A 13,586-nucleotide genomic window follows, 5' to 3' on the forward strand; every position below is an offset into this window, starting at 1 on the left:
TCTTCAAGCGCCTGCATCAGGCTTGGCCCCGGCCTTAGCCCAGCCGGGCCCTCAAGAAAACTCGTGTAATGCGCACCCTTGCCGCTTGCCGCCGGACCCGGCGCCGTGCCACGGACACCCTTGCGATGGATGATGCAGGGACACTGGACCGGGCCGAACAGGCGCTGCGCACGACCTTCGGCTTTCCGCATTTTCGCGGCGTGCAGGGCCAGGTGGTCGAACGCGTGCTGGCCGGCCGCTCCACTCTGGCGGTGATGCCGACGGGCGCTGGCAAGTCGCTGACCTACCAGCTGCCGGCCACGCTGCTGCCGGGCACCTGCATCGTCATCTCCCCGCTGATCGCGCTGATGCACGACCAGCTGCGCAGCGCGCGCATGAACGGCATCCGCGCCGCCGCGCTGACCAGCGCCGATGCCGACCGCGCCGCAACCGTGGCCGCGTTCCGCGCCGGCGAGCTGGACCTGCTCTACGTCGCGCCCGAGCGCGCCAGCCAGCCGCATTTCCGCGACCTGCTGAACAGCGCACCCGTCGCCCTGTTCGCGGTGGACGAGGCGCATTGCGTGTCCGAGTGGGGCCACGACTTCCGCCCCGACTACCGCCAGATGCGCCCGCTGATGGATGGCTTCCCCGATGTGCCCCGTCTGGCGCTGACCGCCACGGCGGACGGGCATACCCGAGCCGACATCCTGCAGCAGCTGGGCATCCCGGACGAAGGCCTGATCGTGTCCGGGTTCGACCGGCCCAACATCCGCTACCTGATCCGCCCGCGCCAGAATGGCGGCAGCCAGCTGAAGCAGTTGCTGACCGAACAGGACGGCGCCGGCATCATCTATGCGCCCAGTCGCAAGAAGGTGGACGATCTCGCTGCCGCGCTGGACCGGGCGGGCAGCCGCCGCGTGCTGCCGTATCACGCGGGCCTGTCGCCGGAGCAGCGGGCCGAGCATCAGGCGGCGTTCGTCGCATCGGAGGACATGGTGATGGTCGCCACCGTCGCCTTCGGCATGGGGATCGACAAGCCGGACGTCCGCTTCGTCGCCCATGCGGGCATCCCCAAGTCGATCGAGGCCTATTACCAGGAAACCGGCCGCGCCGGGCGCGACGGCGATCCGGCGCAGGCGATCATGCTGTGGTCCGCCGGCGACTTCGTGCAGGCGCGCCAGCGATTGAGCGAGGTCGAGCCCGAGCGATTGGCAGGGGAGCGCACCCGTCTGGATGCGCTCGCCGCGCTGGTGGAGGCCCCCGGCTGCCGCCGCGCGCTGCTGCTGCGGCACTTCGGGGAAGACCCGCCAGCAAGTTGCGGCAATTGCGACAATTGCCTGTCCCCGCCGGGGGTGGTCGATGCGACCGACCTGGCGCGCAAGCTGCTGTCGGCGGTCTACCGCACCGGCCAGAGCTACGGTCTGGGCCATGTCGGCAAGGTGCTGACCGGGGCGGATGACGACCGGGTGCGCCAGCGCGGGCATGACCAGCTGAGCGTGTTCGGCATCGTCGATGCGGAGGAAGCGCGGATGCTGCAGCCGGTCGCCCGCGCGTTGCAGGCACGCGGCAGCCTGGTGGCGAACGAGCATGGCGGCCTGCTGCTGGCCGGTGACGCCCGTGCGATCCTGAAGGGCGAGGCGGAGGTGGCGATCGTCCGTCCCGCCGCGACCGAGCGCAAGCGGACCCGGCGCGGGCAGGATGCCGCTGCCGACTACCCGCACGATCCGCTGTTCGACGCCCTGCGGGAAAAGCGCCGCGAGTTGGCCAAGGCGGCGCAGGTGCCGCCTTACGTGATCTTCCACGATTCCGTCCTGCGCGAAATGGCCGCCGCCAGGCCGGGCAGCCGCGCGGAGATGGGCGCGATCGCCGGGGTGGGGGAGCGCAAGCTGGACCTGTATGCCGACGCCTTCCTCCAAGTGATCGCCGGCGGTTAGCCGGTGATGGATGGCTGCTTGCGGGTGGAGAGCGTGTTCTGCGATCGGCCCCCGACAACAGAGGATTTCCGATGACATCAGCGCCCGTAGCGATCCTGTACCAGGCTTTGCCACCGCCGATCATCGATGGCTTGCGCAAGGATGCCAAGCCTGGCGGCTATTCCGATGGCGGAGCGGATATCGCTCATGCGCTGACCATGGCCGGGGAAGCAGTCATTACGCCGGTGCCTGCGCCGGATCCGGCCCGTGCCCTGGACTGGGTGTTTCCCGACACACCCGAAGGCATCGGTGCCGCCATCGCTGCCGGGGCTGGGATCCTGTGGGCGAACACTGTCCTGTTCGCCGGACACCCGCTGGAAAACGCCTTGGCGAAGGTCGCGATCGTGGGGCAGTCGCCGGCCGCGATGCAGGCGTTCGACGACAAGTTCGATACCAACCGCCTGCTGGCGGACGCCGGACTTCCGGTCGCCCGATCCTTCCTGCTGTCCGGCGCGGCGCGCGCAGGTGTCTGTGCCCTGGCCGACCTTGAACAGGCCTGCGCGGACCGTGGCATGACCTTCCCGCTGATCGTCAAACCCGTGCGTGGGCGGGGCAGTCAGGGGGTGACGCTGGTCCGTGACATCGACGCCCTCCGATCCTCGGCCGCAGCCCTGATCGCGGAGGCCAGGTTCGGCGACATGCTGATGGTGGAGGAATTCCTGGATGGCGACGAGATGACGGTGACCGTCATGCCGCCGGCTTCGCCGCGGCCGGACGGAACGCCGGCGGGATCGCGCTGGGCGTTGCGACCGGTGTACCGGTTCGATCAGCAAGGCGGGGTGGCCCCGTATAATGGGGATGTGCCGGTAACCGCGAACAGCGTCGCCATCGACAAGGATCGGCTGAGTGATCCGGCAGTCGCGGGCATGCTGGCGGCGTGCTTGGCCGCGGCTGGCCTGGTCGATGCCCGCAGCGTCATCTGTATCGATTGCCGGGCTGATCGCGCCGGCGTGTTCAAGCTGTTCGACCTGAACATGAAGCCCAACATGACCGGTCCGGGCCGCCCCGGCCGCGATGATCAGGATTGCCTGTCGGCGATCGCGGCACGCGCCGACGGCTGGAGCTACACCGATCTTCTGCGTGCCATCCTGGCGGCGCAATGGGGGCACGGGACAGCACAGGGGTAAGCCTGTCGCCCGGCCGTGCGCCTAGACCAGCAGGTGGCCCGCTGCGTCCCGCTTGGTGTCCAGGTATCGCTGGTTGTGCGGATTGGCCGGCAGCTGGTGCGGCACCCGCTCCGCCACCGTCACCCCTGCTGTGGCCAGCGCCGCAACCTTGGCGGGGTTGTTGGTCAGCAGCCGGATGGTCGGCGCGCCCAGCAGGTCCAGCATCCGCGCAGCGACGGGGAAATCGCGCGCCTCCGCCGGGAAGCCCAGGCGGTTGTTCGCCTCCAGCGTGTCGAAGCCCTGATCCTGCAGGCGGTAGGCGCGCATCTTGTTGACCAGGCCGATCCCGCGCCCCTCCTGCCGCAGATACAGCAGCACGCCCCAGCCACCATGCGCCGCCTCGTCCGCCATCGCGACCAGCGCGGCATCCAGCTGCGGCCCGCAATCGCAGCGCAGGGATCCCAGGATATCGCCGGTCAGGCATTCGGAATGCAGCCGCACCAGCGGCACCCGGTCGCTGCTCTGCCGCCCGATGATCAGCGCGACATGCTCCCGCAGATCGTCCGGCGCGCGGAACACCACGATCTGCGCTTCTTCCGCGCGCGCCACGGGCAGGTGTGTGCGGGTGGCGATGAACAGGCGTGCGGGGTCGGCCAGCGCGGCGACATCCGCGGGCGCCACCGGCACCGGCTCGCCCGCGGGCAGGGGATCGACCAGGAAGGCGGGCAGGATGCCGGCGATCCGCGCCAGCTCCAGCGCCGCCGCCGCGGCATCGGCCCAGGGCAGCGGCTCGCTGGCGAAAGGGCCCTTCAGCGGGGTCGCCAGGTCCAGCACCGGGTCCGCGATCGCCCGCGCGGTCACCAGCTCGACCGGGGCGATGTCGCGGATCAGCACCGGGGCATGCGGGTCGGCCGCGTCGCGCTGGTTCGCCAGCTTCAGCGTGGCGGCGCGGGCGGCGCTTATCAGCAGGCGCGGTGCGGCGGCCAAGCCATCCGGCGCGGTTTCCACCGGCAGCAGTGGCGGCGCGCCGGGCAGCAGCAGCGGCCAGCCATGGCGCAGCGCATCCACCGCCTGCGCCGCGCGCCTGCTGGAGCCTGCGGTCAGAGCGTGAACTCCGTCACCAGCGGCACATGGTCGCTCGGCCGGTCCCAGGCGCGCGCGGGCTCCAGCACGCGGTGCGCGGTGGCCTGGGCGGCCAGCTCGGGACTGGCCCACATATGGTCCAGCCGTCGCCCGCGATCGTTGGTCTGCCAGTTGGCCGAACGATAGGACCACCAGCTGTAATAGCGTTGCGGCGCGGCGATGTGCTGCCGGCCGAGATCAGCCCAGCCATGCGCGTCCTGGAAGCGGGCAAGCGCCTCCACCTCGACCGGCGTGTGGCTGACGACCTTCAGCAGCTGCTTGTGGCTCCAGACGTCGCTTTCCAGCGGCGCGATGTTGAAGTCGCCCACGATCAGCGTCGGCCGGTCGACGGTGTCGGCCCAGCGGGTCATGCGCTCCAGAAAGTCCAGCTTCTGCCCGAACTTCACGTTCTGCGTCCGGTCGGGAATGTCGCCGCCCGCGGGCACATAGACATTCTCGACCACCATGCCCTGACCCTGCGGGCCAAGCAGCTCCACGCCCACATGGCGCGCCTCGCCATTGTCCTGCCAGTCGTGCCGCGACACTTCGCGCAAGGGAATGCGGCTGACCGTGGCCACTCCGTGATAGCCCTTCTGTCCGTGGACCACCTGATGTTCGTAGCCGAGCGCCGCCAGTTCGGCCGCGGGGAACAGCTCGGCGACCGTCTTGATCTCCTGCAGGCACAGCACGTCCGGCGCTTCCTCGCGCAGCAGCCGCTCCACCAGCGGCATGCGCAGACGGACGGAGTTGATGTTCCAGCTGGCGATCGTGACCATGGCGTGCACCTAGTGACAGCCGGCAGACGCAGCAAGAGCCCCGCTTGCAAGGCAAAGGGGGTTGCGCCAATGACCGTTGCAATCGCAACTGATTGCCCGGAGTCTCCCCGTTGAAGCGCATTTTCGCCGCTGCCCTGTGCTCCATCGCCCCCGCCGCATTGCTGGCTGGCTGCGCCACCACCGCCACCTCGACCGGGGCTGACACTGCAGCCGTGGCCGGGCTGACCACGCAGCCGCTGCCGGCATCGGTCAATACCGACCTGCCGCGTACCGCCCGCCCGCTGCATTACACGATCGATGTGATCCCCGATGCGGCGAACCTGCGCTTCGTAGGCACGACCACCATCGACACCGAGGTGTTCGAGCGGACCAGCACGCTGGTGCTGCATGCGGTCGATCTGACCTTCTCCTCCGCCCGGCTGCTGCCCGCTGACGGCAGTGGCACGGCGATCCCGCTGCGCACCCGCGTCGACCCGCAGGCGCAGACCGTCACCCTGACCGCGCCGCGTGCCTTCGATCCGGGCCGCTATCGCGTGGACCTGAGCTATGCCGGGATCATCAACACGCAGGCAAACGGGCTGTTCGCGCTCGATTACCCGGACAAGCGCACCGGGCAGCAGGTGCGCGGCCTGTTCACCCAGTTCGAGGCGCCCGACGCCCGCCGCTTCGCGCCGATGTTCGACGAGCCGAGCTACAAGGCCACCTTCGACCTGGCTGCCACCGTACCGTCGAACCAGATGGCGCTCAGCAACATGCCCGTCGCCGGCGAGCAGGATCTGGGCAACGGCACCAAGCGGGTGACCTTCCGTACCAGCCCCAAGATGAGCAGCTACCTGCTGTTCTTCGGCCTAGGCGATTTCGAGCGGGTGGCCAAGCAGGCGGCCGCCGGCGTGGAGGTCGGCATCGTCGCCCCCACCGGCAGCGGCACGCAATCCACCTATGCGCTGGACACGCTGGCGCCGATGATCGGCTTCTACAACGACTATTTCGGCGTGAACTACCCGCTGCCCAAGCTGGACAATATCGCCGGCCCGGGCGAGTCGCAGTTCTTCGGCGCGATGGAGAACTGGGGCGCGGTCTTCACCTTCGAACGCATCCTGCTGGAAGATCCCGCCGTCGCCAGCGCCGCCAGCCGGCAGCAGCTCTACACCACGCAGGCGCACGAAGTGGCGCACCAGTGGTTCGGCAACCTGGTCACCATGGCCTGGTGGGACGATCTGTGGTTGAACGAAGGTTTCGCCAGCTGGATGGAAACCAAGGCGACCGACCATTTCAACCCGCAATGGCATGCGCTGCTCAGCCGGGTCGGCGGGCGTGAAGCGGCCATGAGCCTGGACAGCCTGGTCAGCACGCACCCGGTAGTGCAGCCGATCCGCACCGTCAGTGAAACCAACCAGGCCTTCGATGCCATCGCCTACCAGAAGGGCGAGGCGGTGATCGCCATGCTGGAAGCCTTCGCGGGCGAGGATGTGTGGCGCCAGGGCATCCGCGGCTACATGGCCGAACATCAGTACGGCAACACGGTCAGCGACGACCTGTGGGCCGCGGTGGAAGGTGCCGGTGCCACCGGGCTGACCGACATCGCGCATGACTTCACCCGCCAGCCCGGCGTGCCGCTGGTGATGGCGGAAGCGGCGTGCGCCAACGGCCGCACCAGCCTGTCGCTGACGCAAGGCGAGTTCAGCCGCGACCGGCGCGAGGCGGTGGCGGCCAATCCCACCCGCTGGCGCGTGCCGCTGAACGTGCAGGTCGGCACCGCCGCCCCGGTGCGCGAAGTGCTGCAGGGGCAGACCACCCTGGCGTTGCCCGGCTGCGGCCCGGTGATCGTCAACGGAGGGCAGCTGGGTTACTTCCGCACGCTGTATTCCGCACGGATGATTGCGGAACTGGCCCGCGGCATGGCGCGGCTGCAGCCGATCAACCAGCTCGGCCTGATGCGCGACAACTGGTCGCTGGCGCAGGCCGGCTATCAGCCGGTCGGCCCGGCGCTGGACCTGCTGGCCGCGATCCCCGCCGACGCCAATCCGGTCGTCACCGAAAGTGCGGTATCCCGCTGGGGTGCGGCGTATGACCTGCTGGAGACGGAGGCGGACAAGACCCGCCTGCGCAACCTGGCCATCGCCAAGTACCTGCCGGTGCTGCGCCGCATGGGCTGGCAGCAGCGCCCTGCCGACACGGTGGCGGAGGCCAACCTGCGGTCCGAGCTGATCGCCACGCTGGGCAATATGGGCGAGCCGACCGTGCTGGCCGAAGGCAACCGCCTGTTCGCCGCCCTGGCGAGCGATCCCAAGGCGCTGGACGGTCCGCTCAAGTCCACCTGGCTGTCGCTGACCGCGCGCAACGCGACGCCCCAGCAGTGGGAGCGGCTGGCGCAGCTGGCTGCGACCTCCACCAGCACGGTGGAGCGGCAGACCTATTACCAGCGGCTGGGCGCCGTGGCGGACGAGGCGCTGGCGCGGCGTGCGCTGGCCCTGGCGCTGTCCGGCGAGGCGGGCACCTCCAGCGCGCGGATCATCAGCGCAGTGGCGACCGAACATCCGGAGCTGGCCTACGACTTCGCGATCGAGAACCGCGCGGCGGTGGAGAAGCTGGTCGATAATTCGGCCCGTGCCCGCTACTTCGCCGGCCTTGCCTCCGCATCGCAGGATCCGGCGATCCTCGGCAAGCTGCGCACCCTGCGCGCCGCCACCCCGGCGGACGAGCAGGTACCGATCGACCGGGTGATCGGCGGCATCGAGCAGCAGCTGGAGGCGAACCCGCGCATGCGCGAGCAGATCGCCGGCTGGCTGCGGCTGGAGGCACGCTGACAGGAGCGCCCCTCCCCTGATGGGGACGGGCCTCAGCGCATCAGGCCACCGATCAGGTTGCGCACGAAGCGACCGGCCAGCGGCCCCATCAGGTCGCTGGCGATGGAGCCAAGCCCGCTGGTCGCGGCATTGCGCACCGGATTGGCGCGACTGCGGCGGCCGCTGACGGTGCCGGCCGCGATCGACCCGGCGGAACTGGCGGCTGCGCCTGCCGCGCTTTTCGCCGCCTTGCCCCAGATGGACGGCGACTTGCGTTCGCGTTTCATCACGGTGGCGCGCCCCTGTTCCTCGACCTCCTGCGCCGTGGCGGCGGCATCGGCGGCCTTGCGCGCGATCACCTCCGCTGCGCTGTCGCGGTCCACCCGCCGGTCGTAACAGCCGCCGATCGGGCTGGCCGCGCGGATCGCTGTGCGCTCGTCGGCGGTGAGGGGGCCCAGCCGGCTGCGCGGCGGCTTCACCTTCGTGCGCTGCACCATGGATGGCGCGCCATCCGGCAGCAGGGTGGAGACCAGCGCCTCCCCGACCTTCAGTTCCGCGATGGCGGTCGTCACGTCCAGCGCCGGATTGGTGCGGAAGGTCTCCGCCGCAGCGCGGATCGCCTTCTGGTCGCGCGGGGTGAAGGCGCGCAGCGCGTGCTGTACCCGGTTGCCCAGCTGGCCTGCGACCTTCTCCGGAATGTCCACCGGGCTCTGCGTTACGAAGTAGACGCCCACGCCTTTCGAGCGGATCAGCCGCACGACCTGTTCCACCGTCTGCAGCAGCGCGGGGTTCGCATCGGTGAACAGCAGGTGCGCCTCGTCGAAGAAGAACACCAGCTTGGGCCGGTCGAGATCGCCAACTTCGGGCAGCACCTCGAACAGCTCGGCCAGCAACCATAGCAGGAAGGTGGCATACAGGCGCGGGCTGCGCATCAGCCGGTCCGCCGCCAGCACGTTGACAATGCCGTGCCCGCGTCCGTCATGCGCGATGAAGTCCTCGATCTCCAGCGCCGGTTCGCCGAAGAACATGTCACCGCCCTGCGATTCCAGGGCAAGCACCTGCCGCTGGATCGCTCCGACGCTGGCGCGGGTGACGTTGCCGTAACGGGCGGACAGATCCTTCGCATTGTCCGCCGCATGGGCCAGCATCGCCCGCAGGTCGGCCATGTCGATCAGCAGCAGGCCTTCCTCGTCGGCATAGCGGAACACGATGTTCAGCACGCCTTCCTGCGTATCGTTGAGGTCCAGCAGGCGGGCGAGCAGCAGCGGCCCCATCTCGCTGATGGTGGTACGCACCGGATGGCCCTGTTCGCCCCACAGGTCCCACAGCACGGCCGGTGCCGCTTCGTAGGCGTAATCGGCGATGCCGAGCTCGGCCGCGCGCGCCTCCAGCGCCGGGGCGCTGCGCGCCGTCGTACTGCCGGGCATGGCGATGCCGGACAGGTCGCCCTTCACGTCGGCCAGGAACACCGGCACACCCGCGCGGCTGAAATCCTCCGCCAGGCCCTGCAGCGTCACGGTCTTGCCGGTGCCGGTCGCTCCGGCGATCAGCCCGTGCCGATTGGCGCGCGACAGGTCCAGCACCTGCCGTTCGCCGCCGTCGGCCATGCCGATGAAGATGCTGTCCGTCATGCTGTGTCGCTCCTTCTGCGGGGCCATGCCTGCCAGACGATAGACATGCGGGCAATTGCGGCTAGATCATCCGCCCATGTCTGCACCTGCCCCATTCGTGCTGCTGGACGATGCCCGTGATGATGGCACGGGCGCGATGTTGCTGCGCGATCCCGCGCAGCTGTTCGTGGCGCGCACGTCGGACGAGGTGCTGCCGGTGCTGGCGGCGGCCGACGCCGCACGGCGGGAGCACGGCGGCACGCTGGCCGGCTATCTCGCCTACGAGGCCGGACTGGCGCTGGAGCCGCGCCTGGCCGAACGCGCGGCGCCGCGCAGTGGTGCCACCGGGCCGCTGGTATGGTTCGGCCTGTTCGCGCAGGCCGAACCGATTGCCGACGTCCCCACATGGCTGGCCGCGCAGGATGGCGGCGCTGGCGGTGACATCGCCGCCAGCATCGGTCCGCTGGATCCCGCGCGCACCATCGGCGATTACCTCGGCGCATTCGACCGGCTGCAGGATGCGATCAACGCCGGCGACATCTACCAGGCGAACCTGACCCTGCCACTGGCGGGCGGCGCCACAGGCGATCCCTTCGCGCTGTATGCCGCCATCCGCGATGATGCGAAGGGCGGGCATGGCGCGCTGGTGTTCGACGGGTCGCACTGGCTGCTCAGCTTCAGCCCCGAACTGTTCTTCGCGCTGGACGGCGGCACCATCACCACCCGGCCGATGAAGGGTACCCGTCCGCGCGGGGTCGACGCCGCCGAGGATGCCGTGCTGGCCGCCGAACTGGCCGCCTCCGCCAAGGAGCGGGCGGAGAACCTGATGATCGTGGACCTGCTGCGCAACGATCTGGCGCGGGTTGCGACCCCGGGCAGCGTGCGGGTGAGCGACGCCTTCACGGTGGAAACCTATCCCACCGTCCACGCCATGACCTCCACCGTCAGCGCCGACCTCGTGCCGGGCAAAGGCGCGATGGACGTGCTGCGGGCGCTGTTCCCCTGCGGTTCGATCACCGGTGCGCCCAAGATCCGCGCAATGGAGCTGATCGACGCGGTGGAGCCGGACGCACGCGGCCCCTATTGCGGGTCGATCGGGCGGATCGGCGCGGATGCCGGCGGGGCCGAGCAGGCCAGCTTCTCCGTCGCGATCCGCACCGTGCGCCTGGCTCCAGGCGAGAATGGCCGACACCAGGCGGTGATGGGCGTGGGCGGGGCGATCGTCGCCGACAGCGATGGTCTGGCCGAGTGGCGCGAAACGCAGGTCAAGGGAGGCTTCCTGCGCGGGCGTGCCGGCGGGCACGATCTGATCGAGACGATGCATGCCACGCCCGACACCGGCATCGCGCTGCTGCGCCTGCATCTCGACCGGCTGGAGCGCAGCGCGGCTGCGCTTGGCTTCGCTTGCAACCGGACCGCCATTGCGGCGGCGATCGAGCAGGCGCTCGGCCACCTGTCCGCGCCGGCCCGGCTGCGGCTGGTGCTGGCGCGATCCGGCGCGATGGCGCTGGAGAGCAGCGCTCTGCCCGCAACCCTGGGCGGGCCTGTGCCGGTGCTGCCCGTGCCCCTGCCGGTCAGCGCGGGCGACTGGCGGCTGCGGCACAAGACCACCGAGCGCGCCTTCTATGCCGAGGCGCTGGATGTCGCGCACGCTGCCGGCGCGCAGGAGGCGGTGCTGGTGCGGCCGGACGGCTTCGTGACCGAAGGCAGCTTCACCTCCATCTTCGTGGAGCGGGCCGGTCGGCTTGTGACCCCGCCGCTGGCCCATGGCCTGCTGCCGGGTGTCGCCCGCCGCGCGCTGCTGGAAGAAGGCCGCGCGACCGAAGGCGCGCTGACGCTGGACGATCTCGCCGACGGTTTCCTGCTCGGCAATGCCTTGCGCGGGCTGATGCCGGCCCGGCTGATCGCATGCCGTATCTGAGCCCCGCGCTGCAGCGCATCGCCGCCAGTCCCACCACCGCCATGACCGACCGGGCCAGCGCGCTCCGGGCCGAGGGGCGCGACATCATCTCGCTCTCCGTGGGGGAGCCCGACTTTGCCACCCCGCCGCATGTGCTGGCCGCCGCCCATGCCGCACTGGATGCAGGTGACACGCGCTACACGCCGGTGACCGGCACCGCGACGCTCAAGGCCGCCGCCGCACTGCATTTCGCGCGCGATCTGGCGCTGCCGACCGACCCGGCGCAGGTGATCGTCACCGCCGGCGGCAAGCAGGCGATCTTCGAGGCGCTGGCGGCCACGGTGGGGCCGGGCGACGAGGTCATCATTCCCGCGCCCTGGTGGGTATCCTACCCCCAGATGGTCCGCTTCGCCGGCGGCACCGTGGTCCCGCTGCAGACCAGCGCGGCCGACGGCTTCCGGTTCGATGCGGCGACACTGGAGGCGCTGATCACGCCGCGTACGCGCTGGCTACTGCTGAACAGCCCCGGCAATCCGACCGGTGCGGTGTTCCCGGCCGCGATGCTGGACGATATGGCCGCGGTATTGCGGCGCCATCCGCACGTGCTGGTCATGTCGGACGATATCTATGCGCCGCTGATCTATACCGGCGCCCCGCATGTGACGCTGGCCGCGCGCCAGCCCGACTTGGCGCCGCGTGTGCTGACCGTGTCCGGCGTGTCCAAGAGCCATGCGATGACCGGCTTCCGCATCGGGGTCGCCACCGGTCCGGCCTGGCTGGTCGAGGCGCTGGGGCGATTGCAATCCAACGCCTGCGGCAATCCCGCCTCCATCAGCCAGGCAGCGGCGGTGGCGGCCTTTGCCGGACCGCAGGATTTCCTGGCCGACTGGCGGGAGACGTTCCGCCGCCGGCGCGATCAGGTGGTGGCGGCGGTGAACGCGGTACCCGGCCTGTCGACGCCGGTACCCGACGGCGCGTTCTATTGCCTGGTGGATGCCGCACCGTTGCAAGACCGGTTCGGCGGCGACGACAATGCGCTGGCGCTACACCTGCTCGAAGCTGGCGTAGCGGTGGTCGCGGCCAGTGCCTTTGGCGGCACGTTCGGCTTTCGTATCAGCTTCGCCGCGGACGAGGCAGTGCTGGCAGCGGCCATGACGCGGATTGCCGCTGCGCTGGTATAACCACAATGGCGATGTTTCCCCGGGGAAACATCGCGATCAGGTTTCTCCCTCATCCACATCCGGTTCGTCCTCCGCATTGGCGTTGGCCATCACCAGTGCCTCGTCCGCCAGGGCGGCATCGGTGACGCCGAAGCGGGCGGCGACGTCGGGGGCGTAGCGGACCAGGTCGCCGCGCAGGCGCAGCAGGGACAGGTCCTTGCTCTTGCCCTCCAGCATCACGTCGAACACCAGCCCTTCGGCCATGCGCATGAAGGTGGCGAATTCGAACGGATTGGTGAAGTCGCTGTGCCCGGTCCACACTGGCGGGCGCAGCACCGTCTTGATCCGCGCGCCGGGCTTGGGCTTGTTGAGCAGCAGTTCGCCCTTCTTCGGCTTCGCGCCGGCTACGATCTTCTGCTTGATCTCGCGCAGTTCGGTCCGGGGTGAGGAGAAGTGCATCTTGGGCCGGCAGCCTTCCGGCCAGCTGTTCACGAACCGCTCGAACGTGTCGCGGATCTCCAGCCGTTCGGGATTGAGGCACCAGAAATGCTGGTAGTCGAATACCAGCCGCACCCCGGTCCGTTCGTGGATCCACAGCACATCGGCGGCGCTGAAGCGGATGTCGTCATTCTCCAGCACCAGCCGGCGCTGCACATGTTCGGGGCACTTGTTCCAGCCTTCGATCCAGCGCGCGCGCGATGCCTCCGGATCGCCGTAAACGCCGCCGACATGGGTGATCATCACCGCCTCGTCATCCAGTTCCATCCGGTCGAGCATCTCGGCCTGGGACGACAGGTCCCAGATGCTCTTGGCTGTCAGCTCCGGATCGGGCGAGTTCAGCAGCACATACTGGCTGGGGTGGAATGACAGGCGGATGCCCAGATCCTTCGCCTTGCGGCCGAAGGCGCGCAGCTCCGCATCGGAATCCGCCACCATCGAATGGAACTGCGGCATGTCGGGATGGGTGGCATAGGGCGCGATGTCGGATGACAGTCGGTACATGTCGATCCGCACCTTGGCGAGGTAATCGAGCACGCCGTCCAGCAGCTCCAGCGAGCATCTGAGGTGCGGGTCCTTCTGCCAGCGGCGGGTGTCCTGGGTCTTCACGCCCGGGCGGCCCATGACCTTCACGGGAAAGCCCAGGCGCAGCGGATAGGTGGGATCAGTCATGCGC

9 protein-coding genes are annotated in these 13,586 nt (G+C 69.6%); 5 read left to right on the top strand and 4 right to left on the bottom strand.

What is annotated here, in order from left to right:
• Positions 1 to 125: 125 nt before the first annotated feature.
• Together recQ and PK98_RS13845 are read left to right on the top strand one after the other, a co-directional pair.
• Positions 126 to 1,913 carry a DNA helicase RecQ gene (gene recQ, locus PK98_RS13840; protein ID WP_039097403.1) on the top strand — a complete coding sequence of 596 codons (1,788 nt, stop codon included), beginning with the start codon at positions 126 to 128 and terminating at the stop codon, positions 1,911 to 1,913.
• A gap of 71 nt (positions 1,914 to 1,984) precedes the next feature.
• Positions 1,985 to 3,079: an ATP-binding protein gene (locus PK98_RS13845; RefSeq protein ID WP_039097404.1), complete on the top strand. Its 1,095-nt coding sequence runs from the start codon at positions 1,985 to 1,987 to the stop codon at positions 3,077 to 3,079.
• A 21-nt stretch (positions 3,080 to 3,100) separates the two neighbouring features.
• Here the strand turns inward: PK98_RS13845 and ribA are convergent, their stop codons facing one another.
• Both ribA and PK98_RS13855 read right to left on the bottom strand, forming a co-directional pair.
• Complete coding sequence (gene ribA, locus PK98_RS13850) at positions 3,101 to 4,126, bottom strand: GTP cyclohydrolase II (RefSeq protein WP_039097405.1); 1,026 nt, start codon at positions 4,124 to 4,126, stop codon at positions 3,101 to 3,103.
• Positions 4,127 to 4,158: 32 nt separating this feature from the next.
• Positions 4,159 to 4,956: an exodeoxyribonuclease III gene (locus PK98_RS13855; RefSeq protein WP_039097406.1), complete on the bottom strand. Its 798-nt coding sequence runs from the start codon at positions 4,954 to 4,956 to the stop codon at positions 4,159 to 4,161.
• A 110-nt stretch (positions 4,957 to 5,066) separates the two neighbouring features.
• Here PK98_RS13855 and PK98_RS13860 point away from each other — a divergent pair, with 110 nt between their 5' ends.
• Entirely contained in the window at positions 5,067 to 7,763 is a 2,697-nt protein-coding gene (locus PK98_RS13860) for a M1 family metallopeptidase (RefSeq protein WP_235425520.1), read from the top strand.
• Between the two features lie 32 nt (positions 7,764 to 7,795).
• Here PK98_RS13860 and PK98_RS13865 read toward each other — a convergent pair whose 3' ends face one another.
• The gene (locus PK98_RS13865) at positions 7,796 to 9,373 is read right to left on the bottom strand and encodes a helicase HerA-like domain-containing protein (RefSeq protein ID WP_039097741.1); all 1,578 of its coding nucleotides are present in this window, start codon (positions 9,371 to 9,373) and stop codon (positions 7,796 to 7,798) included.
• 76 nt (positions 9,374 to 9,449) lie between these two features.
• Between PK98_RS13865 and pabB the strand changes: the two genes are divergently transcribed.
• Positions 9,450 to 11,273 (top strand): aminodeoxychorismate synthase component I, encoded by a 1,824-nt coding sequence (gene pabB, locus PK98_RS13870; RefSeq protein WP_039097407.1) that lies wholly within the window; start codon positions 9,450 to 9,452, stop codon positions 11,271 to 11,273.
• Positions 11,261 to 12,433, top strand: coding sequence for a pyridoxal phosphate-dependent aminotransferase (locus PK98_RS13875; RefSeq protein WP_039097408.1), 1,173 nt, complete (start codon positions 11,261 to 11,263; stop codon positions 12,431 to 12,433). The genes pabB and PK98_RS13875 overlap by 13 nt, the downstream gene beginning before the upstream one ends.
• Before the next feature lie 36 nt (positions 12,434 to 12,469).
• On the opposite strand, the gene uvsE is transcribed toward PK98_RS13875, so the two are convergent.
• Positions 12,470 to 13,582 (bottom strand): UV DNA damage repair endonuclease UvsE, encoded by a 1,113-nt coding sequence (gene uvsE / locus PK98_RS13880; RefSeq protein ID WP_039097409.1) that lies wholly within the window; start codon positions 13,580 to 13,582, stop codon positions 12,470 to 12,472.
• Positions 13,583 to 13,586 lie beyond the last annotated feature (4 nt).

The organism is Croceibacterium mercuriale (assembly GCF_000802385.1).
Classification (GTDB): Bacteria; Pseudomonadota; Alphaproteobacteria; order Sphingomonadales; family Sphingomonadaceae; genus Croceibacterium; species Croceibacterium mercuriale.

Bases quoted from the DNA above. Each gene is read 5' to 3' on its own strand.
- recQ (WP_039097403.1), top strand. From the start codon at position 126: ATGGATGATGCAGGGACACTGGACCGGGCCGAACAGGCGCTGCGCACG.
- PK98_RS13845 (WP_039097404.1), top strand. From the start codon at position 1,985: ATGACATCAGCGCCCGTAGCGATCCTGTACCAGGCTTTGCCACCGCCG.
- PK98_RS13855 (WP_039097406.1), bottom strand. From the start codon at position 4,956: ATGGTCACGATCGCCAGCTGGAACATCAACTCCGTCCGTCTGCGCATG.
- PK98_RS13865 (WP_039097741.1), bottom strand. From the start codon at position 9,373: ATGACGGACAGCATCTTCATCGGCATGGCCGACGGCGGCGAACGGCAG.
- pabB (WP_039097407.1), top strand. From the start codon at position 9,450: ATGTCTGCACCTGCCCCATTCGTGCTGCTGGACGATGCCCGTGATGAT.
- PK98_RS13875 (WP_039097408.1), top strand. From the start codon at position 11,261: ATGCCGTATCTGAGCCCCGCGCTGCAGCGCATCGCCGCCAGTCCCACC.
- uvsE (WP_039097409.1), bottom strand. From the start codon at position 13,582: ATGACTGATCCCACCTATCCGCTGCGCCTGGGCTTTCCCGTGAAGGTC.